This window comes from Natrialba hulunbeirensis JCM 10989, from assembly GCF_000337575.1.
GTDB lineage: Archaea > Halobacteriota > Halobacteria > Halobacteriales > Natrialbaceae > Natrialba > Natrialba hulunbeirensis.
The window spans coordinates 148,450-169,076 of sequence record NZ_AOIM01000037.1 but is presented as its reverse complement, the minus strand read 5'-3'; the positions used below and the strand labels follow the sequence as shown (position 1 = coordinate 169,076).

Annotated in this window: 15 protein-coding genes; 5 read left to right on the top strand and 10 right to left on the bottom strand. The window is 63.8% G+C overall.

The features are described 5' to 3' along the window. Window positions 1-16 precede the first annotated feature (16 nt). Window positions 17-460: a DUF7312 domain-containing protein gene (locus tag C483_RS14235; RefSeq protein ID WP_006654062.1), complete on the bottom strand. Its 444-nt coding sequence runs from the start codon at window positions 458-460 to the stop codon at window positions 17-19. 91 nt (window positions 461-551) lie between these two features. After that, window positions 552-2,333 (bottom strand): pyruvate kinase, encoded by a 1,782-nt coding sequence (gene pyk, locus C483_RS14230; RefSeq protein ID WP_006654061.1) that lies wholly within the window; start codon window positions 2,331-2,333, stop codon window positions 552-554. A gap of 122 nt (window positions 2,334-2,455) precedes the next feature. Between pyk and C483_RS14225 the strand changes: the two genes are divergently transcribed. After that, entirely contained in the window at window positions 2,456-2,743 is a 288-nt protein-coding gene (locus tag C483_RS14225) for a GYD domain-containing protein (protein ID WP_006654060.1), read from the top strand. Window positions 2,744-2,754: 11 nt separating this feature from the next. On the opposite strand, the gene C483_RS14220 is transcribed toward C483_RS14225, so the two are convergent. Beyond that, a complete protein-coding gene (locus C483_RS14220) occupies window positions 2,755-3,834 on the bottom strand; it encodes a DUF7351 domain-containing protein (RefSeq protein WP_006654059.1) in 1,080 nt (359 codons plus the stop codon). A gap of 191 nt (window positions 3,835-4,025) precedes the next feature. On the opposite strand from C483_RS14220, the gene C483_RS14215 reads away from it, so the two are divergent. Further along, window positions 4,026-6,341 (top strand): serine hydrolase domain-containing protein, encoded by a 2,316-nt coding sequence (locus C483_RS14215; RefSeq protein ID WP_006654058.1) that lies wholly within the window; start codon window positions 4,026-4,028, stop codon window positions 6,339-6,341. An 89-nt stretch (window positions 6,342-6,430) separates the two neighbouring features. Here C483_RS14215 and metG read toward each other — a convergent pair whose 3' ends face one another. The 6 genes from metG to thiC form a co-directional block, all read right to left on the bottom strand. Next, entirely contained in the window at window positions 6,431-8,674 is a 2,244-nt protein-coding gene (gene metG / locus C483_RS14210) for a methionine--tRNA ligase (RefSeq protein ID WP_006654057.1), read from the bottom strand. Window positions 8,675-9,130: 456 nt separating this feature from the next. Further along, the gene (locus tag C483_RS14205) at window positions 9,131-9,499 is read right to left on the bottom strand and encodes a hypothetical protein (RefSeq protein WP_006654056.1); all 369 of its coding nucleotides are present in this window, start codon (window positions 9,497-9,499) and stop codon (window positions 9,131-9,133) included. A 46-nt stretch (window positions 9,500-9,545) separates the two neighbouring features. Then, window positions 9,546-10,643 (bottom strand): tyrosine decarboxylase MfnA, encoded by a 1,098-nt coding sequence (gene mfnA / locus C483_RS14200; RefSeq protein WP_006654055.1) that lies wholly within the window; start codon window positions 10,641-10,643, stop codon window positions 9,546-9,548. Window positions 10,644-10,748: 105 nt separating this feature from the next. Beyond that, the gene (gene ppsA / locus C483_RS14195; RefSeq protein WP_006654054.1) at window positions 10,749-13,100 is read right to left on the bottom strand and encodes a phosphoenolpyruvate synthase; all 2,352 of its coding nucleotides are present in this window, start codon (window positions 13,098-13,100) and stop codon (window positions 10,749-10,751) included. Window positions 13,101-13,231: 131 nt separating this feature from the next. Continuing rightward, on the bottom strand, window positions 13,232-14,140 hold the full coding sequence (locus C483_RS14190) for a PhzF family phenazine biosynthesis protein (RefSeq protein ID WP_006654053.1): 909 nt from the start codon (window positions 14,138-14,140) through the stop codon (window positions 13,232-13,234). 136 nt (window positions 14,141-14,276) lie between these two features. Continuing rightward, on the bottom strand, window positions 14,277-15,752 hold the full coding sequence (gene thiC / locus C483_RS14185; RefSeq protein ID WP_006654052.1) for a phosphomethylpyrimidine synthase ThiC: 1,476 nt from the start codon (window positions 15,750-15,752) through the stop codon (window positions 14,277-14,279). Between the two features lie 149 nt (window positions 15,753-15,901). Here thiC and C483_RS14180 point away from each other — a divergent pair, with 149 nt between their 5' ends. Next, window positions 15,902-16,612 carry a phosphoribosyltransferase gene (locus C483_RS14180; RefSeq protein WP_006654051.1) on the top strand — a complete coding sequence of 237 codons (711 nt, stop codon included), beginning with the start codon at window positions 15,902-15,904 and terminating at the stop codon, window positions 16,610-16,612. An 80-nt stretch (window positions 16,613-16,692) separates the two neighbouring features. Here the strand turns inward: C483_RS14180 and C483_RS14175 are convergent, their stop codons facing one another. Further along, complete coding sequence (locus C483_RS14175; protein WP_006654050.1) at window positions 16,693-18,294, bottom strand: MATE family efflux transporter; 1,602 nt, start codon at window positions 18,292-18,294, stop codon at window positions 16,693-16,695. A gap of 133 nt (window positions 18,295-18,427) precedes the next feature. On the opposite strand from C483_RS14175, the gene mtnP reads away from it, so the two are divergent. Beyond that, window positions 18,428-19,291 carry an S-methyl-5'-thioadenosine phosphorylase gene (mtnP, locus tag C483_RS14170; RefSeq protein WP_006654049.1) on the top strand — a complete coding sequence of 288 codons (864 nt, stop codon included), beginning with the start codon at window positions 18,428-18,430 and terminating at the stop codon, window positions 19,289-19,291. Window positions 19,292-19,599: 308 nt separating this feature from the next. After that, window positions 19,600-20,598 carry a hypothetical protein gene (locus C483_RS14165; protein ID WP_006654048.1) on the top strand — a complete coding sequence of 333 codons (999 nt, stop codon included), beginning with the start codon at window positions 19,600-19,602 and terminating at the stop codon, window positions 20,596-20,598. Window positions 20,599-20,627: the final 29 nt, after the last annotated feature.

Here is a 20,627-nt window from a genome sequence, read left to right as displayed (position 1 = left end):
CGAGTACCTGTCGCGGTCAGAGCATGATCGAGACGACGCGTGCGAGAACGAGGATCATGATGAGTGCACCGAGTGCAACGAAGAGTGCGTTCTCGAGTGACGGATCGCCGGCCTCGATGGGCGTCGAACTGGGTTCGGGAGCGTAGGGGTCGTCTTCGTCGTCTTTGTCTTCGTTTTTGTCCTCGCTGTCGGAGCGGTGGGCTGGACCTTGGGTTGTGTCCGTCTCGGGGTCTCGCGAGAGATCGATCGAGATGCGATCCGTCTCAGTGGTTCGATCCGTCTCAGTGCGGTCATCCGATGCTGTCGGTGGACCCGCGTGTGGTTCGGGCGCAGGGTTGGGTTCGTGTTCAGACTCGGGCACTGGCTCGGATTCAGATTCGGTCCCAGGTTCTGCCTCTGTCCCCCACGACGCCCCCCAGTCGTCCTCACCACGGTCGTCGTCGGACGTCTCGTCTGCCATGCCGGAACGTACAGGGGCCGGCGTCAAAAACCCGCCGTCCTGGTGATCGTCCGGTTCGAGAGAGTATCTGTCACAGGTAATTCCGGCGCAGTTACTGGGTGTATCGACTCGACCGGGCATCTCGGTCGCGCCGGTCGCCGATGTTGCCCTCGTAGACGACACCGCGTTCCGCATCGACGGTTACGACCGTTCCGGTGTCAGTGTCCGGAATATCCGCACCGCTGACCATCGGCACGTCCATCTCCCGCGCGACCAGCGCGGGGTAGCCGGTCATCCCCCGCTGGGCGTTGACGATGCCGCCGATCGTGTGCAGATCGCCCGTAAACTCCTCGTCGAACTCCGACGGGAGAGCGATGATTGCCCCGTCTGGAACGTCGGTGAGATCACCGTCCGGCACGCGTGCGACCGGGCCCGTGGCGCGACCACCGACGACGACGCGGCCCGTCGTCAGCGCCTCCGCGGCGACGTGAACCTTCAGCATATTCGTCGTGTTCGCGCCCTCGAGTTCGGTCATCATGCCACAGAGGACGACCACGGTGTCACCGCTCTCGGCGACCTCGGCCTCGAGTGCTGCCTGGACTGCTTTCTCGACGACGGCGTCGGCTCCCTGATCGGAGACTTCGGCGTACAGCGGCGTGACACCCCACGAGAGGGCGAGCTTCCGCCGGACGCGATGGCTCGGCGTCGAGGCGACGACGGGAACGCCCGGCCGATACTTCGCCGTCTTCAGCGCCGTGTAGCCGGATTCGGTCGCGGCGACGACTGCGTCAGCGCCGATGTCTCGTGCGAGAAAGCGCGCCGACCGCGCCAGCGCATCCGTTCGGGCCTCGCCAGCCGCGGGGACACGCTGCTCTAGCAGTTCGTCGTACTCCGCCGAGTTCTCGACCTCGCGGACGATGCTGCCCATCGCGTCGACGACGGCGACGGGATGGTCACCGATTGCGGTCTCCGCCGAGAGCATCACCGCGTCTGTACCGTCGAGAACGGCGTTGGCCACGTCTGAGGCCTCCGCCCGTGTGGGTCGGCGCGCGTGAACCATCGAGTCCAGCATCTCCGTCGCCGTGATGACCGGCAGACCGGCCTCGCGGCACTTCCGAATAATCCGCTTCTGAATCATCGGCACGTCCTCCATCGGACACTCGACGCCCAGATCCCCACGAGCGACCATGATCCCGTCCGAGGCGTCGATGATCTCGTCCAGATTGTCCACCGCGCCGACGCGTTCGATCTTCGAGACGATCGGGATCTCCGCGCCGAAGCTCTCGAGTACCTCGCTGACTTCGAAGACGTCATCGGCATCGCGGACGAAACTCGCGGCGACGAAGTCGACCTCCTTCTCGGCGGCCAGTTCCAGGTCCTTCCGGTCGGATTCGGTGACGACATCTAAGTCCAGATCGACGCCGGGGACGTTCACACCCTTTCGGCCGCCGAGTTCGCCACCCGTGTCGACGTGTGCCCGTATGGCGTCACCATCGCGTTCGCGGACCGTCGTCTCGATCAGGCCGTCGTCGAGCAGAATGCGATCACCCACTTCGACGGCGTCGATCGGCAGCGACAGTCCGACCCGTTCACTCGACACCTCGTCGCTCTCGACGAACTCGATTTCGGAGTGGGACTCGAGTGTCACCGTTTCGCCTTCGGGAAGCGGAGCGGTTCGAATCTCGGGGCCCTGCATGTCGAGCATGACGGCGACGGGCTTCTCGCGTTGCTCGTCGACCGTTCGGACGCGGTCGATGAGTTCGGCTCGGTCCGCGCGGCTGCCGTGGCTCGCGTTCAGCCGGGCGACGGACATCCCGGCGTCGGCGAGGTCGCGGATCGTCCGCTGATCGCTCGAGGCGGGGCCTAGCGTACAGACGATCTTTGCGTTTCTCATGGCTTGCGCTAGCGCGAGCACGGGCAAAAAGATAGGTGACTTACTCGATTCCGAGTTTGGCTCTCTTGTGCCCGTCGTCTGCCACGACAACCGTTTTCTGTCTGCCCGGATCGTCCTGAGACATGCCAACGTACGCATCACTGATCGACGTCGACGACCGGGATGTCCAGAACGCACAGGAACTCGCGTCGATCTGGGGCGAAGTACGCACGGAGTTCGAGCAGCATAACGCTGCCCTCCAGGAGTCGTACGCAATTCTCGGTGAGCACGACTTTCTCGCCGTGTTCGAAGCCGGTGACCGCGAGGCCGCGTTCAAATCGGCGCTCACGCTGCGTCGGCACGGTCTCCAGGCGCAGACGATGGAGATCGTCGACACCGACAATTTCTCGCAACTCGTCGACGAAGTGTGACGGCTGGTGCGTTACGGCTCGTCTCGACACACCCGCTCTGTCTCGACGATTCGAGCGTCATCGTTGACGATTAGCTCGAGTCGTGCGGATTCGAACTCGATGGTGAGTTGCAGGCGGCGCGGCTCGTCACTCAGGACCGTTACCGCGTCGTCGTCGACGAACGGAAGGGTCCAGACACGGGTGCTCGTGAGATCCAGCCCGTGCTCCCAGCAGAACGCAATCGCTTCCGGATGAGTGAGCGCGACGGCACCCACGTGCGCCCCGCCGAGAGAGCCACACTCGTTACAGTTCGCACTGAACGTGTGTTCCCAGCGCCGGTCTGGAGTGTACTCGAGTGTGCGCTCGAGAGGCGCGTGACAGTAGGGGCAGATGTTTTCGAGGAACTGTTCGACGGTGTGTCGCCACAGCGTCGAGGCGGTGTCGAGCAGTTCGTCGACTGCCATTCCTCGCGCCGCTGCGCCGGTGGGTCGGACGGCGTGGGCGTACAGGAGGTCGTCGCCGCGTCGGATTTCGACGACGCTGTCCTCGTAAGTTGCCGTCAGCGGGTCCTGCGCTGTCGGCTCGTCGCCGGTCTCGTTCGGACCGGCATCGACAGGGTCCGCTCTCGGGTCGTCAAGTACGACGGGGCCACACGGTTCGTGTGACCGCCAGGCGTCGACGTCGATCACTTTGGCGATTTCGAAGCCGGCGAACGTGAGCCGGTACCCGTCAGGACTGGAAGCCGTATTGGTGGGTGACTCTGTACTGGTACTGGAATCCGTGTCGGCGGTGGTCTCAGTGTTTGTGTCGATCCCGGTACCAGTACCAGAACCAGAACCAGAATCGGTGCTGGCCGTAGCCTCAGTCTCGCTCCCGTGCTCGACGAACAGTCCATCTAGCTGTCGTAAGTGATAGTTGAAGTTGCCCTTATCCTCGATGCCGACTTCCGATCGGAGCGTCGAGTACGAGAGCGTCGCCTCTCGTGACGACGACTGCAGATGGTCGTAGAGCACGCGGAGAATCTCGAGTCGGGTCTCGTTGCCGAGCGGTTTGAACGGGTCGGCGGGCCGTTCTGGCGTCGCTTCGTCGGGCGTTGTGTTCGATCCTGTCATTCGTCCTGATGAAGGCGTCTGTCTGTTCCTGTCCGTCTGTCTGGTATCTGCCTGTTGTCTATTCGTCTGCTCGGCATCTGTCCATCATCCCCGTTGTCTACTCGTCTCCCGTCACCGACTCGCGAGACACAGGAGTAAAACATTGCTCCAAACACATATGTTGCACCCGTTTGAATCGACAGCTACCTGTAATGTCGACTGATCCCTCCCGCCGGCAGCTTCTCGCCGGGTCGGCGCTTCTCGGAACGGCATCGCTCGCCGGGCCGCTTACGAACGCCGCCGGTGCCGACGTATCGACATCTGAACTGTCCAAGTCGGGTAAACTCCCGAAGCACAACGGAAACGGACGAAGCGGCCCGACGACCGCCACACTGCAGGCACAGCAAGACGACGCCGACCTCGATCTAGAGCTAGATCCCGACGCCGTCGAGTCGTTCGTCGACAGTGCACTGGACACGGCCCTCGACGAACACGACATCGTCGGCGCGTCCGTCGCCGTCGTCCACGGCGACGAGGCTATCCTCACGAAAGGGTACGGCGTGGCAGATGCCGACACCGAGGAGCCCGTCGCCGCCGCCGACACGCGCTTTCGGATCGGATCCGTCTCGAAACCAGTCGTCTGGACGGCCGCGATGCAACTGATCGAGGACGGACAACTCGATCCACACGAGGACGTGACGACGTACCTCGACTCCGTCTCGATTCCTGAAACGTACGCCGAGCCGATCACGATGGCTCACCTCGCGACGCACACGGCCGGCTTCGAAGAACGGTTTCAGGGAACGTGGGTCACCGATCCCGACGACGTGCGAGATCTTGCGACAGTGCTCTCGGACGAACAGCCGGCCCGCGTCCGGCCACCCGGCGAGGTGGTTGCCTACTCGAACTACGGGACCGCACTCGCCGCCCAGGTCGTCGCCGATATCGCCGGCACATCCTTCGAACAGTACGCTCGCGAGAACGTCTTCGACCCCTTGTCGATGACGCAGTCGTCGTTCGTCCAACCGTTCCCGGACGAGGCCGCGAGCGAGAACGCCGCCACGGGATACAGTGCACTCCTTGGATCGCCCCAGGAAGCGCCCGGTCTGCTCCTCGAGTTCGCCCCCGCTGGCTCGATGACCGCGACAGCAACCGACATGGCGCAGTTCATGCACGCACAGCTCGGTGACGGCTCTCTCGGCGCTGACGACAGTCGGGTACTCGAGTCCGACGCCGTCTCCCGGCTCCAGGAGCAGTGGTTCACCCACCACGACGAACTCGACGGCTTCACCTTCGGCTTCATCGAGGGGACCATCGGTCCGCAGGCACACCGGACGCTCGAGCACAACGGCCACATTCCAGGCTCGTTCTACAGCGACCTCTGGCTGGTTCCCGCGGCCGATCTCGGCGTCTTCGTCACGTACAACACCGACAGTGGGGCGGTCGCAAGCGGCGAGTTCCGCGAGGCGTTCGCTGCTGAGTTTCTGCCCGAAACCGACGCGGAAGATGAGCCAACGCCAGCCGAACCCGACGGTCCGCCCGCTCGCGCCGGCGAACTCGAGGGCACGTACCGCAGCGTTCGGGTCGTCGAGACGACGATGGCGAAGCTGCCGTCGACGGTGCAGGCAGCAAGCGCCGATGTCCACGTCGACGACAACGGCTTTCTCGTCACGGAGTTCGGTGGCGGTCCCGACCGCTGGGTGGAAGTCGAGCCGCTCCGCTTCGAGGCAGTCGAGGGCGATACGCAGCTCGCGTTCGGCGAGCGAGACGGCGACGTTCGATACCTCTTTCTTGATTTCCAGGCGTTCGAACGCCAGCCGTGGCACGAGTCCCTCTCGCTGCACGGCGGGGCCGCCGGCGCAACGATGCTCGGAATGCTCTCGGGAGCCGTTGGCTGGCCGCTGGCCCGTGGCTGGCGACGGTTCCGCGGTGGCAGTGGTGAGAACGGAACTGTTGAAGCAAATGCCAGCGAGGGCGACGCCGATTCCGCTTCGTCAGTGCCACGTGAGGCGACTGACACGAATTCAGTGTCCGGGGCACGGCGTGACGATAACGGACCGTCTTCGAGCACTGCGGGTTCGGACAGGGCCAGTCCTAAGTCAGACGGGGACTCGAGTGCACCCGTAGCCGAGGAGTCGGGATCGCAGTCGGAATCGAAGTCTCAGACATGGACACAGTCTCAGACCCAGTCCTCATCATCAACACCGCTTCACAACGCTGGCTGGGCGCGCTGGGTTGCCGGCGGCTCGATTGGGGCGCTGTTCGGCTTCCTCGCCGGCACCGTCGTACTCTACCTGTTGCAGCCGTACACGCTGTTCAGCAACCCGCCGACGAGCTTCCAGGCGCTTTCCGTATTGCCGATGCTCGGTGCGCTCGGAACGGTCGTAGCGGCAGGGTACGCCGTCCAGTCCTGGCGGCTCTCGTGGTGGACGCTGCGCTCGCGGGTCCACTACACCCTCGTTGTGCTCGCGACGGCGGGGTTCTGCGTGCTGTTGGGATACTGGAACCTGCTTGCGATTCCACTCTAGCCCGCCCCTGTTTCACCTCGTCAGAAACGAACCTCGCAAGTAAAACGTGAAAACAGCGTTTCCGTCGAAATCGACCGTTCCGAGACGAGTTACTGCACCTTCTCGCCCACGACAGCGTCGTCGTGGGTCGTCAGCAGATCCGCCTCGTCGCCCGCCGCGAGGATCATGCCGTTCGATTCGACGCCGAACAGCTCAGCAGGCTCCATGTTCGCGAGCAGGATGCACTTCTCGCCCGGCAGTTCGTCGAGGTCGTGCAGTTGCTTGATGCCTGCGACGACCTGGCGCGTCTCGAAGCCGATGTCGACTTCGAGCTTCGCGAGATCGTCCGCACCCTCGATCCCCTCGGCCGACTCGATGCGGCCGACGCGGATGTCGAGTTCCTGGAAGTCTTCGAAGCCGATACGGTCCTCGAGGAGCGGCTCGAGGTCGCCGGTGGCTGCGTCTTCATCTTCGTCTTCGTCTGCCATAGCCGCCGATTCGTCCGACGTGGTGTCGTCGTTTTCGGTTTCCTCGTCTGCGTCGCTCTCGTCATCATCGCCGGCCGCCGCAACTCGTTCTGCTAACTTCTCGTTCAACTCCGCTACGCGGTCGTCTTCGATCTTTTCGAAGAGCTCACCTGGCTCGTCGAAGTTGCGCGGCGGGGACTCGAGTGCGTCCTCGAGATGGGCGTCTGCAACGTCGCCGTCCTCGCCGAGTTGTTCCCAGAGCGCCTGGGCTTTGTCGGGGGCGATGGGGTCGAGGAGGACGCCGACGGCCTTGGCGATCTGGACGCAGTCGCGGATGACCTGTGCGGCCTGCTCGGGGTCGTCGTCGGTGAGCTTCCAGGGCTCGTTGCGCTGGATGTACTCGTTGCCGAACTGGGCGAGCTGCGTTGCGGCCTGGCCGATGCCGCGCAGCGAGTAGTCGTTGACGGCCTCGCGGGTTTCGCCGATGGCTCCTTCGATGCGCTCGGAGACTTCTTCGGAAACATCTGCCTCAGGCGTGCCCTCGTAGTTGCGGTAGGCGAACAGGAGCGACCGGTACCAGAAGTTGCCCACGGTGCCGACGAGTTCGCCGTTGACCTTCTCCTGGAAGGCGTCCCAGGAGAAGTCGACGTCCTGCTGGAGGCCGCCAGTCGTAGTCAGGTAGTACCGCAGGAGGTCGGGGTGGAAGCCCTCCTCTAAGTACTCTTTCGCCCAGATTGCACGATTCCGGCTGGTAGAGAGGCCCTTGCCGTTGATCGTGATGAAGCCCGTTGCGGCGACCGCGCGGGGCTTGTTGTAGCCTGCGCCCTCGAGCATGGCGGGCCAGAAGATGGTGTGGTGCTGGATGATGTCGCGGCCGATGACGTGGACGATGTCCCCGTCCTCTTTCCAGACGCGCTCCCAGTCGTACTCGTCGGTTCCGACGCGGTCTGCGTACTGCTTGGTCGAGGCGATGTACTCGACGGGAGCGTCGACCCAGACGTAGAGGACGATGTCCTCCGTCGCTCCGGCGGTTTCACCGTCCTCTTGCGGGCTTTGCCCGCTCGAGTGTCCCGCGGAACTCTGTTCCGCGCTACCTTCGCCTCGTTGCTCCTCCGGAGCAACGCTGTCCCCGTTCGGATAATCGATCCCCCACTCCATGTCGCGGGTGAGACACCAGTCCTGCAGGCCCTCTTCGATCCACTGCCGGGGCTGGTTGCGCGCGTTCGAGGTCCCCTCGAGCCCGTCCAGGAACTCGGTGAGGAAGTCGGCGAACTCGGAGACCTCGAAGAACTTGTGCGTTCGGTCGCGGTACTCCGCTGCGTTGCCGGTGATCGTACTCGTTGGGTCCTCGACCTCGCCCGGCTCCAGGTGGCGCTGACAGCCCTCGTCGCACTCGTCGCCACGGGCCTTCGCGCCACAGTAGGGACAGGTACCCTCGACGTAGCGGTCGGGTAGGTACTGATCTGCGTCGGGGTCGTAGGCGACCTGAATCTCTTTCTCGTAGATGTACCCCTCGTCGTCCAGCGTGCGGACGATTTCCTGGGTGAGTTCGGTGTTCGTCTCGTCGTGCGTGTGGCCGTAGTTGTCGAAGTCGACGTTGAACTTCGGGAACGTCTCCTCGTACTGTTCGTGCCACTCCATGGCAAACTCCTCGGGCGAGACGCCCTCCTCCTCGGCGTTGACGGCGACCGGCGTGCCGTGCATGTCCGAGCCGGAGACGTAGGCGGTCTCCTGGCCGAGCGTCTCGAGTGCGCGCGAGAATGCGTCTGCGCCGATGTACCCCCGCAGGTGACCGATGTGCAGGTCGCCGTTCGCGTAGGGCAACCCGCAGGTCACGACGGCGGGACGATCCGTCGGAAATGCGTCGTCAGTTGAATCCGTGCTCATATGCGTGTTCTGTCGGTGGCGGGCGTAAAACCCGCCGGTTTGGGTTTGGGTTCGGTTTGCTCGCTTCGCCAGTGGTCTCGCTCACGAGTCTGCTCGCCAGTCAGCGGTGCAGTGGTCGGGAAACGTCGACCGCGGCCGGTAACCGCAAACGGCGGCCGGTAACCGCAAACGGCGGCCGGTAACCGCAAACGGCGACCGGTACCGTGAACTGCGAACACTACCCGTGAGCAGAGCGGTGGTCCAGTCGATCGAACCGAGTTTCGCGCCACGAGGAACCCGTATGACCAGGTGCGGTCGTGCGCTCCACTCGGTGACGGCGCTGTCGCTACATTCGCATCGGGCGAGAACAGACGGGCTCGACAGCGCGCGTCGTCATCTGTACGCGACCGTAGATGGCCCGCGTCTATAATTGTTTGTGGTGGAGGCAATCGCGGCTTCGAACGCGCCGACCGGGGTTTACCCGTCGTCGCGGTCGACAGTCTCGGAGTTACTATCCGGATTCGGCGCTGCATCCCAGATTGCCGGAAAGAGACCCAGTCGACTCCCGATCAACAACCCGGCACCCATCAGACCGAAGCCGCCGAAGGCGACCAGAAACGTCAACAGATCGAGATCGACAACGAGCGCGACGGCTGCCCCAACCCAGGCGAGCCAGCCCAGCGCCTCCCAGGGCCGCCCGCCATAGAGTCGCCAGACCGACAGCGAGAGGACGAACCCACCGAAGGCGGCCGCGACCGCGATTCGCTCGAGTGACAGCGCCAGCGAGGCGACGGCCAACAGCGCGAAGCCGACGAGCGCAACGCCGTCGATCCGATCGAGCGCCATACACACCTCTCGAGGCGGCGGTAATAAACGAGTATCGAAAACAGCATCACGTCGTCGCGGTTGGCGTCTCCGACTCGGACTCGAGTGCATCGAGCGCAGCGACGAACGACTCGAGTTGTGTCCGCGTCACGTGAGGCATACAGACGACCCGGAGTTCGCCGCTGCCGGTGCTGGAGATTCGCCAGCCGGTCTCGCGAAGCGCCTCGAACGTGGCCTGTGGCAGGTCGGCTGCGACGAGCGGGAGTTCGGGTTCGACGACGTCGTACCCCAGGGCTGCCAGTTCGGCGGCGAGCCACTCGGCGTTGGCCTGCGAGCGCTGGTACTGCTCGCGGTAGCCGTCGGGCCAGAGTTCGGTCATCGCGGCGACGGCGCTCGCGACGCCGGCACCCGAGCGGGTGCCAGTGAGCGTCGCCTGCGAGGTGGATTCGAGATACGGCGTGTCGACGGCGAGTTCGTCGAGCAACGTCTCGTCGCGGACCAACAAACCGCCGGCAGGGACCGCGGCCTGGCCCATCTTGTGGGGGTCGATCGCCATCGTGTCGACGGGCGCGTGGCCGAACTGCCACTCGTGGTCGGTAAAGGGCAGGACGAACCCGCCCCAGGCGGCGTCGACGTGGAGCAGTGCGTCGACCGACTGTGCAATGTCGCCGAGTTCGGGAATCGGATCGACGCGACCGTACTCGGTCGTGCCGGCGACGCCGACGATCATCGCCGTGGTCTCGTCGACGCAGGCGCGGACGGCCTCGAGATCGACGCGGTGGTCGTCGTCCGTGGGGACGAGTTCGAGATCGACACCGAGCACGTTCGCCGCTTTTTGGAAACTGAAGTGACCCGATTCGGGCATGACGACGGTCGGCGTCTCTGCTGTCGCAGCCGTCGATCTGGCGCGTTCGCGGGCGATTCGAACGGCCTGGATGTTCGCCTCCGTGCCGCCGCTCGCGACGTAGCCGGCGGGATCATCGAGACCGGCGACCTCGCCCAGCAGCTCGATTGCCTCGTCCTCGAGTGACGAAATCGTCGGATAGGTTCCCGGATCACCGGGGTTCGTCGCGAGAAATCGTTCGGCCGCCTCGCGCGCGACCGGATGGGGTGTCGTACACATCGAGGAGAGCACCCGGTCGAACGTTTGGGGCTCGCGTTGCATATCTCGTCGGTGGGCCGTCCGGCGTTTAGTCGTTGCGTTTACCGTCTTGAAGCGTGAAAGGAGCTTCCCAAAACGGGGCCGAAAACGTGACCGGACGAAGCGCTGTTAGCGAACCGAATCGAGCAATAGCTTCTGTTCGACGCGCTTGACTTCGTGTTGGACGTCGCGAACGGCGTCGATGTTCGCCGAAATTGAACTAATGCCTTCGTTGACGAGGAACTGGACCATCTCGGGCTTCGAACCAGCCTGGCCGCAGATACTCGTGTTGACGTCGTTCTCGCGGCAGGTTTCGATTACATCACCGATCAGCCGCAGAATCGAGGGGTGGAGTTCGTCGAAGCGGTCTGCGACGTGCTCGTTGTTCCGATCCACGGCGAGGGTGTACTGTGTAAGGTCGTTCGTGCCAAACGAGGCGAAGTCGATGCCCGCGTCGGCCATCTCTTCGACCGCCAGTGCGGAGGCCGGCGTCTCGATCATCACACCCCACTTGCGCTTCTCGGGGTCGATGCCGGCTTCTTCCATCAGGCGTTTGGCCTGATAGACGTCCTCGGCGTCGTTGACCAGCGGAAACATGATCTCGACGTTGTCGTAGCCCATCTCGTAGAGCCGGCGGAACGCTTCGAGTTCGTGGGCGAACACGTCGGGGCGATCGAGCGAGCGGCGGATGCCGCGGTAGCCGAGCATCGGGTTGTGCTCGTCCGGTTCGTCTGCGCCGCCCTCGAGTTGCCGGAACTCGTCAGTGGGTGCATCGAGGGTGCGCGTGCGGACGGGACGCGGGTAGAACTCGTCGGCGACGCCGCGGATGCCCTCGACGAGTTCGGTGATGTAGGCGTCCTCGCCGTTCTCCTCGATGTATTTGGCTGGCGTCTGGTTCAGCGAGAGGATCATGTGCTCCATGCGCAGCAGGCCGACGCCGTCTGCACCCGTCGCGGCCGCGCGTTCGGCGGCTTCGGGGATGGAGACGTTGACCTTCACCTCCGTGGCGGTCATCGGCTTGACCGGTGACTGCGGGCGGACCTCCTCGACGGGTTCGGTCTCTTCCTCGGGTTCGACTTCCTGGCCCTCCAGGACCGCGCCCTTGTCGCCGTCGAGTGTGACGATGCGGCCGTCCTCCAGCACAGTCGTCGCGTTCGTCGTACCGACGACTGCGGGGACGCCGAGTTCGCGTGAGACGATGGCGGCGTGGCTGGTCATGCCGCCCTCGTCGGTGACGATGCCGGCGGCGCGTTTCATCGCCGGCACCATGTCGGGCATGGTCATCTCGGTGACGATGATGTCGCCGTCGCTGACCTTATCGAGGTCGTCGAGTTTCGTGACGATCCGGGCGGCCCCGCTGACGGTACCGGGACTCGATCCGAGGCCGTCGACGAGGATGCCGCCGGAGCCGGATTTGGCACCGGAGCCGTCGTCGCTACTCTCGGCGGCCGCGGCACTGCCGCTTCCGTCGGTGACCTCCTGTGTGGCGTCGATACCGCCAGCAGCTGACCCCGACGCGGCGTCTGCCGCGCTCTCGCTATCGTCGATCGTCGTGATGGGACGGGACTGGAGCATGTAGACGTCGCCGCCGGCGATGGCCCACTCGACGTCCTGTGGGGTCTCGTAGTGGTCCTCGACGCGCTCGCCGAGGTCGATCAGGCGATCGATTTCCTCGTCGTCGATAACGCGGGCGTTCCGCTTGTCGTCTGGCACCTCGCGCTCGACGGTTGTGCCCGTCTCCTCGTCCTTCACGTGCATCACCTTCTTTTCGGCGACGCTGACGTCGACCGAGCGGTCTTCGCGCTCGACGACGTAGTTGTCCGGCGAGACAGCCCCGGAGACGACGGCCTCGCCGAGCCCCCACGCGGCCTCGATGATCATCGTCGGGTCACCGGTCGAGGGGTGGCTGGTGAACATCACGCCGGATTTCTCGGCGTCGACCATCTGCTGGACGACGACGGCGATGTTGACCGCCGAGTGGTCGAAGCCCTGCTCCTGACGGTAGTAGATTGCCCGCTGCGTAAAGAGAGAGGCCCAGCACTCGCGGACGCGCTCGAGGAGGTTCTCCTCGGTCACGTTAAGGAACGTCTCCTGCTGGCCCGCAAATGAGGCGTCCGGCAGGTCCTCGGCCGTCGCGGAGGAGCGAACGGCGACGAATGCTTCCCCGTTCCCAACCTCGCGATACGACTCGAGGATCTCCTCGCGCAACTCGTCGGGGAACGGCGTCTCGAGGATGAGTTCCTGCGCACGGTCTGCTGCAGCCGCGAGCGCACTCGAGTCCTCGACGTCGACGTCGACGGCGGCGAAGAGTTCCTCGTCGATCTCGGCCGATTCGATAAACGATCGGTAGGTTCCGGCGGTCACGACGAAACCTGGGGGGACGGGGAGCCCGGCTCCGGTAAGTTCGCCAAGGGAGGCACCTTTGCCGCCGACTTTCTCGAGGTCGCCGGCGCTGATCTCGTCCAGCCAGAGTACAGCCATCTGTAGTCGTGTGGACACCGGATTCGATTAAGAAGGTTGCGAACGAGGGGCATGTTTCGCTACTCGGAAGTGAATGAACCATCGTCCGGAGCGGCGACTTTCACCGTGTTCCGTCATCGAGAAAACGACCGTCAGGCTTCCAGAATCTCGTCTTCCTCGTCCTCGGGGATCACGATCGAACCATCGAGCGTCGTCACGCCGCGCCCACCGACGCGAACCGTGGTCCCCTCGAGTTGCACTCGCACGTAGCCAGGCCGGTCGACGTAGTGGCCCTGCTCGAGCCGGAGTTCTTCGGGCAGGTCGTCGTCGAACGCGCCAAAGTGGTCGAGGTAGGCCGCGACTGCGCCGCTCGCGGTGCCGGTGACGGGATCTTCGGGGATGCCAGCACCAGGCGCGAACATTCGTCCGTGTAGCGTCGACTCCCGGTCGAGCGCGTCGAACGTAAACAGATAGACGCCGGCCGCGTCGAACTCGTCGGTGAGTTCCTCGACGGCAGCCATATCGGGTGCTGCATCGCCGAGATCCGAGAGGTACGTGATCGGGACGATGAGGAACGGCAGCCCCGTCGAGGAAACCGCGAGCGGGATGTCATCGCGCGCGCCCTCGAGTGCGGCCTGCTCGACGCCAAGAGCCTCGGCGGCGCGGGCGTAGGAGAGATCGACCTCACGGACCTGGGGCGTGTTCTGGGTCATCCAGACCGTGCCGTCCTCGGCGACGTCGATGTCGAGGACGCCGACGTTCGTCTCGAGTGTGGTGGTGCCAGGCTCCAGACCCGCCTCGTAGAGGTGAGCGAACGAGCCGATGGTTGCGTGACCGCAGAGGTCGACCTCCTGTGTCGGCGTAAAGTACTGGACACGGTAGTCGGCCTCGTCGCTCTCCTGCAGAAACGCGGTTTCGCTCACGGCCATCTCGTCGGCGATCGCCTGCATCTGGCTTTCCGAGAGGTCGTCGGCCTCGGGGACGACGCCGGCCGGGTTACCGGCACACGGGTCGTCGGTGAAGGCGTCGACCTGCAGCACTCGCGTAGTCGTCGTGCTCATACGATGCCGTTTCACGCGGACGTATTCCATCTTTTCACTCGCTTCGACCGGCCACGATGTCAGGTTGCCGGCAGTCGCCCGGCAGCCGCCCAGCAGTCGCCCGGCAGCCGCCCAGCAGTCGCCCGTCAGTCGCCCGTCAGTCGTCCGTATCCGTCGCTCGCTCAGCAGGTGACTCGAGTGCCCCCTCGGGCGTTGCACCTGGCTCGGATGTCGTCGGCAACTCTCCAGCGATGCCGTCGTGGGTGCCGACCGGCGGCAGATTGACGGCGGCGGCCGGTGATGCGTCGAGGTCCGTTTTCGTGTCCGTCTCGAGTGCAGCCATCTCGCCGGCCGCCCGCGCGTCTTGGTCGATCCGCATCGAGCAGAACTCGACGCCGCACATGGAGCAGAAGCGCGCTTCCTTGTAATTGTCCTCGGGGAGCGTCTGGTCGTGGTAGTCTCGCGCCCGATCGGGGTCCAGCGCGAGGCGGAACTGCTCACGCCAGTCGAACGCGTATCGAGCTTCGGAGAGGGCATCGTCCCAGTCGCGTGCGCCCGGTCGTTCGTTCCCGACGTCGCCCGCGTGGGCGGCGATCCGATAGGCTGCCAGCCCCTCGCGAACGTCTTCCTCGTCCGGTAATCCGAGGTGCTCCTTCGGCGTCACGTAACAGAGCATCGCCGCGCCGGCCTGTGCCGCCATCGCCGCGCCGATCGCGCTCGTGATGTGGTCGTAGCCGGGCGCGATGTCGGTCACCAGCGGCCCGAGGACGTAGAACGGCGCGCCGTCGCAGACTTCCTGTTGGCGTTCGACGTTCTCCGCAACCTTGTGCATCGGGATGTGGCCCGGCCCTTCGACCATCACCTGTACGTCCTTCTCCCAGGCGCGGCGAGTCAGTTCGCCCAGCGTGTCGAGTTCGGCGTACTGTGCTTCGTCGCAGGCGTCTGCGAGCGATCCCGGACGGAGGCTGTCTCCGAGGCTGAACGTCACGTCGTGTGCGGCGAAGATATCGCAAATTTCGTCGTAAACCTGAAAGAGCGGGTTCTGTTCGCCGTTCTCCTCCATCCACTTCGCCATGATCGAGCCACCGCGGGAGACGATTCCCGTCGTTCGGCCCTCGGTCAGCGGGAGATGTTCCGCCAGAATTCCGGCGTGGATCGTCATGTAGTCGACGCCCTGCTCGGCCTGTTTTTCGATGATCTCAAGTAACAGGTCCGTGGTAATCTCCTCGGGACTCTCGGCTCGTTTGACGGCCTCGTACAGCGGCACCGTTCCGATCGGCACTGGTGAGTGCTCGATATGCATTTCGCGAATCTCGTCTAAGTCTGTTCCCGTACTGAGATCCATCACTGTATCCGCGCCGTAGTGGACCGCCGTGTGGAGCTTCTCGAGTTCGGTCTCGCGGTCGCTCGTCGTCTCGCTGTTGCCGATGTTTGCGTTGACTTTCGTCGCGAACTCGTGGCCAATGATCATCGGATCGAGTGTGTCGTGATGTCGGTTGGCCGGGATCACGGCCTGCCCGTCCGCGACTTGCTGGCGGACGAACTCGGGGTCGCGGTTCTCGCGGGCAGCGACTCGTTCTATCGCTTCGGTCACGGTTCCGTTCCGGGCGGCTGCTAGCTGGGTTTGCCCCATGAATAACTAGGTTGTATTACTAGATTATAAATTCGTGGCACTGATCGATGCACCGGTGTTGGGGCGTGGGTCTCGACCCGCGGCGAACGGGTCGCATTTCAGCCCACTTATGGGGATTGCCCCTCTCTATTCAGCCAGGTGGCCACCAGATGTCCGATCTACCGGACGATTTCGACTGTACGATAACGAACTGGGAATACATCTACAGCCTGTGTCGCGACGTCAGCGACGAGGTTCGTCGCGACGAGTTCGAACCAGACGTCATCGTCGCCCTCGCACGCGGTGGCTGGTTCGCAGGCCGATGTCTCTGTGACTTCCTGGGGCTGAACGATCTGACGAGCCTGAAGATGGAACACTACGTCGGCACCGCCGAGAAGACCGGCGAGCCGACCGTCCGCTACCCGATGCCGGAAGGCAGCGTCGAGGGCAAGGACGTGCTGATTATCGACGACATCGCAGACACCGGCGGCTCGATCAAGCGCGCTCACGAGTACGTCGAGGACCGAAACGCCGGCGAGGTCCGTACGGCAACCCTGCAACTACTCGGTACGAGCGAGTTCGACCCCGACTACGTCGGCGAGCGACTCGAGGAGTGGACCTGGATCGTCTACCCCTGGAACTTCATCGAGGACATGGTCGACCTGATCTCGGGTGCGATGGAACAGGCCGACCAGGAGTCGTTCTCGGCGGATGAGATCCGCCACTATCTGGCGGAGTTCCACAGCATCGAGCGCATCGAGATGGAGATTGCCCAGCCCAACCGCGTGACAGAGGTGCTCTCCGAGATGGAACGGCGTGACGTGATCGAGATGACCGAACCGGGGCAGTGGACGCTGTGTGCAGAGACTGCGTCGGAGTGACGGGTACCTGGTAACAGATAACAGTCGTTGGAGTACCGAGCGGTAGCGACACTACTTTTCCCGTCCGTTATTCGAGGACATCAGTCGAACGTCGGCTCACGGTTGCCCTCGTTTTCGTCCGGTACTGGTGGCTCTGGAGCGTCCGTGTCTTCGTTTTCGTCCTTCTCTTCATCCATTCTTTCATCCCCGTAGCCATCCATTCTCTCGTCCCAGTAACCCTTGTCCCCATCCGAGTCGTCGCCGTTTCTGTCCTCATCCGAGTCGTCGTCCCCACCCTCGTCTTCGTCCGAATCGTCGACGATCGACTCCTTCCACGTCCCGCGGGTGAACCACGCGGTCGCCGCGATAGCGCCCACGATGTCACCGGTGACGACACCCGCCCAGACCCCGGTCGGCCCCCAGCCGGCGACAAAGGCCAGGTAGTACGTTACGGGCACTCGGACGAGCCACAGCCCGAAGACGGCGAACGCGAGCGCCGTCTTCGTGTTCCCCGCGCCGCGGAACGCGCCCTGAACGACCTGCATTACACCCATGAAGACGAACGCGACCGCGGAGAACTGCAGGTAGGTCACCCCGTAGTCGATGGTCGCCGCACGCCCCTCCGCTTCGGCCGTCAGGAACACCGAGACGAACGGCTCCGGGAACAGGAACGCGAACACCGCCGCGACGAACATGATCGAGCCGACCACACCCGCAGCTATGCCGACGGCTCGCTCTGCCCGATCCGCCATCCCTGCGCCCAAATTCTGACCCACGATCGAGTCGGTCGCCTGCCCCATCCCGAGCGCCGGCAGGAACGCCAGCGAGACCAGCCGGTTCCCGAGGCCGTACGCCGCGACGACCTCCGGTGGGAACGTCACGACGATCGCCGTCATCGCGACCAGCGCCATCGCGGTCATCGATTGCTCCAGGGCCGTCGGCACGCCGAGGCGCGTAATCTCACGGACGTACTCGAGTCGGGGCCGGATATGGGCGGCCTCGATCTCGGGGCCGACGTCGGTGTAGTACAGCAGGTAGAAGCCGATCGCTGTGGCGACGCCGCGGGAGATGACGGTCGCGACGGCGGCACCGGCGACCTCGAGGCGGGGGAGCGGTCCGACGCCGAAGATGAGCAGCGGGTCGATGGCGAGGTTGATGATGACGCTGATGAACATCACTCGCATCGGCGCGCGTGTGTTGCCGTAGCCGCGCATGAGCGCGACGAAGACGAAGAAGCCGAACACGAACGGGAGTCCCAGGAAGAAGATCTGGAGGTACTCCGCCGCGAGCGGGATGATCGCCTCGTCGGTCTGCGGATCCGAGGGCAGCGCCTCGAGCATCGGGACGGTGAGAAAGTAACCGAGGATTCCGAGTCCGACGGCAACCAGCGAAATGAACGACAGTGTCTGGCCGGCGATGATACCACCCTCATCGCTGTTTGCACCCGTGTGCTGGGCGATCAGGATTGCACCGGCCGTCGTAAAGCCGCTGCCAACCGCGATCAGGAGGAACAGAAGCGGGAACGCGAGGCTCACCGCACCGACCGCGTCGGGCGAAAGCGCGCCGAGCCAGAGCGTGTCGCCGACGTTGTAGGCGACCTGCAGTAGCTGAATGACGACGAGCGGCCAGGCCAGCTTGAACATCGGACCGATCAGCTCTCCCTCAGTAAGAGAGCCGCTGTCCGAGTTCTCGCTGGAAGACATACCAGATCACAGTTGTTCAGCGTACTTGACCACTTGGGAGATGTGGTATCGTGTTGCACTGGTTCGCGCACACGCAAGGAATGCGTCCGGAAAACCCGGACCGTTTACAGTGACTCGCCGAGCACGTGCCTGCATGACCATCGGCGTCATCGGCGGCAGCGGCATCTACGAGGCACTGCCACTCGAGAACACCCGAACCGAATCGGTCTCGACTCCCTACGGCGAGCCGAGCGAGGACGTGACGCTCGGCGAACTCGCTGGCAACGAGGTCGCGTTCCTGCCGCGCCACGGCGAGGACCACCAGCACACGCCAACTGACGCACAGTACCGCGCGAACATCTACGCGCTCAAGTCCGTCGGCGTCGATCGCGTCATCTCGACGAACGCGGTCGGGAGCCTGCGCGAGGACCTGCCACCACAGACGCTCGTCGTACCGGATCAGACGTTCGACCGGACGAAACACCGCTCGCCGACGTTCTTCGGCGACGGCATCGTCGTCCACATGGGCTTTGCCGAACCGTACTGTCCCGCGATGGTCGACCACCTCGCGTCTGCGGCCGAGGCGGCGACCGACGCGGAGACGAAAACCGAACAGGGCGGCACCTACGTCTGCATCGAGGGGCCACAGTACTCGACACGCGCCGAGAGCGAGTTCTACCGCGACCAGGGCTGGGACGTCGTCGGCATGACGACGATTCCGGAGGCCAAACTCGCCCGGGAGGCCGAACTGAGCTACGCGACCATCGCCGGTATCACCGACTACGACGTCTGGAAGCAAGATAGCGAAGTCACACTCGAGGAGGTACTCGAGAACGCCGCGGCCAATCAGGAGTCGATCAACGCCGTGATCGAAGAAGCGATCCGGACGATGCCCGAGGATTTCGAGAGCGACGCCTGGAGTGCACTCGAGGGAACGATCAATACGCCGACGGAGGCGATTCCGGAGGAGACGCGCGAGCGGGTTGATCTGCTGGTCGGCGAGTATTTAGGGGAGTGATTGTTCTCTGTCGGTTTCGGGGTCGGCCGTTGTGAATGGCGTTCTTGCAGGGTAATCGAAGCAGAACTGACGAGTCTCGTAATTCGATATCTGTTAGTTATGATACTCTCGGTACTCTCGATAGTAATCCAATTCTCGCAACTACAAATGATCGTTGATAAATACTGAAGTCGGTTTCTGTCGAATCAGTAACTATGTCGCAACGCCCGACACAATCCCCGTGTGGTAGCGACGATCGAACGACCGCCTCCACAGTTCGCTCCCGACGTTCGGTTCTGTACGGTGGCGCAACAGCCACACTAGTCGCCATGGCTGGTTGTCTCGACGGACAGGAGTCGAGCGAGGAGGAGAACGGAGCCGATGACGCCGATGCCGACAACGGTGACGACACAAGCGGAGAGGATAACGACTCTCAACAGGAAGAACTCGAGAACGAACTGTTCGCCGTGCTGGATGCCTACTTCACGGCCTCCGCAGAGGGTGACCTCGAAGCGATCGACAACGTGATGCACAGCCTGAATCCACTGAACCCAGCCCAGTGGGAGGAAGACGGCTGGGAATACCAGGGTGGCGACGGCGAGGTGCCGTCTCCGTTCGAGGGTGAGATCGTGACCGCGGACGGAACCATCGACGACGTGCTCGAACTCGAGGACGCGGCGTTCTGGTTCCAGGAAACCGATCTGGAGACGGAACTCGACGGCGAGGATATTGCGCTCGTTCGGGCCGACGAGGAGTGGCTCGAGGCCGAGGCTGAGACGGTCGATGGCGACGACGGCGTGGGCGCCGAAGACGGCGACGACACTGGTGCCGGCGTCTCACACTCCTTCGAGGAGGAACTCGGGATCATGGTCTGGGCACTCGTTCCCGAGGACGACGAGTGGCGGATCCTCTATATGGGAACCGAAGACGATACACCTGAGGACCCAACCGAACTCTTTGAGGAAGAGGTCATCGACGACGAGCAGGATGTCATCGCAGAGATCGACTGGGAGTACGAACAGGAGGGACAGACGGGAGAGACCGACGAGGATCAAGACGACCTCTTCGCCGATATCGAACTGGCACGCGTCGTCTTCACGGACGAACCCGGCCTCGAGGCCGACGCCGTTCGAGCCGATTCCACGATCGAGGGCAGTCATATCGAGTTCGGTGACACCTGGTCGGGTGCCTGGGCGACTCTCGGCTACCATCCCGAGGGCGACCAGATCGTCGTCAGAATCGCCCAGGACGGCGAGGAGACGGTCGTCCACCGAGAACACTACCTGCCCGAAGAGGAACGTGACGAGGACGGTTCCACCGATAACTGATCGAATCGAACGACAGCACCCACCGGCCT

Bases quoted from the DNA above. Each gene is read 5' to 3' on its own strand.
- C483_RS14190 (WP_006654053.1), bottom strand. From the start codon at position 14,140: ATGAGCACGACGACTACGCGAGTGCTGCAGGTCGACGCCTTCACCGAC.
- C483_RS14175 (WP_006654050.1), bottom strand. From the start codon at position 18,294: ATGTCTTCCAGCGAGAACTCGGACAGCGGCTCTCTTACTGAGGGAGAG.
- C483_RS14180 (WP_006654051.1), top strand. From the start codon at position 15,902: ATGTCCGATCTACCGGACGATTTCGACTGTACGATAACGAACTGGGAA.
- C483_RS14165 (WP_006654048.1), top strand. From the start codon at position 19,600: ATGGCTGGTTGTCTCGACGGACAGGAGTCGAGCGAGGAGGAGAACGGA.
- C483_RS14225 (WP_006654060.1), top strand. From the start codon at position 2,456: ATGCCAACGTACGCATCACTGATCGACGTCGACGACCGGGATGTCCAG.
- ppsA (WP_006654054.1), bottom strand. From the start codon at position 13,100: ATGGCTGTACTCTGGCTGGACGAGATCAGCGCCGGCGACCTCGAGAAA.
- C483_RS14220 (WP_006654059.1), bottom strand. From the start codon at position 3,834: ATGACAGGATCGAACACAACGCCCGACGAAGCGACGCCAGAACGGCCC.
- mfnA (WP_006654055.1), bottom strand. From the start codon at position 10,643: ATGCAACGCGAGCCCCAAACGTTCGACCGGGTGCTCTCCTCGATGTGT.
- metG (WP_006654057.1), bottom strand. From the start codon at position 8,674: ATGAGCACGGATTCAACTGACGACGCATTTCCGACGGATCGTCCCGCC.
- thiC (WP_006654052.1), bottom strand. From the start codon at position 15,752: ATGGGGCAAACCCAGCTAGCAGCCGCCCGGAACGGAACCGTGACCGAA.
- pyk (WP_006654061.1), bottom strand. From the start codon at position 2,333: ATGAGAAACGCAAAGATCGTCTGTACGCTAGGCCCCGCCTCGAGCGAT.
- mtnP (WP_006654049.1), top strand. From the start codon at position 18,428: ATGACCATCGGCGTCATCGGCGGCAGCGGCATCTACGAGGCACTGCCA.
- C483_RS14215 (WP_006654058.1), top strand. From the start codon at position 4,026: ATGTCGACTGATCCCTCCCGCCGGCAGCTTCTCGCCGGGTCGGCGCTT.
- C483_RS14235 (WP_006654062.1), bottom strand. From the start codon at position 460: ATGGCAGACGAGACGTCCGACGACGACCGTGGTGAGGACGACTGGGGG.
- C483_RS14205 (WP_006654056.1), bottom strand. From the start codon at position 9,499: ATGGCGCTCGATCGGATCGACGGCGTTGCGCTCGTCGGCTTCGCGCTG.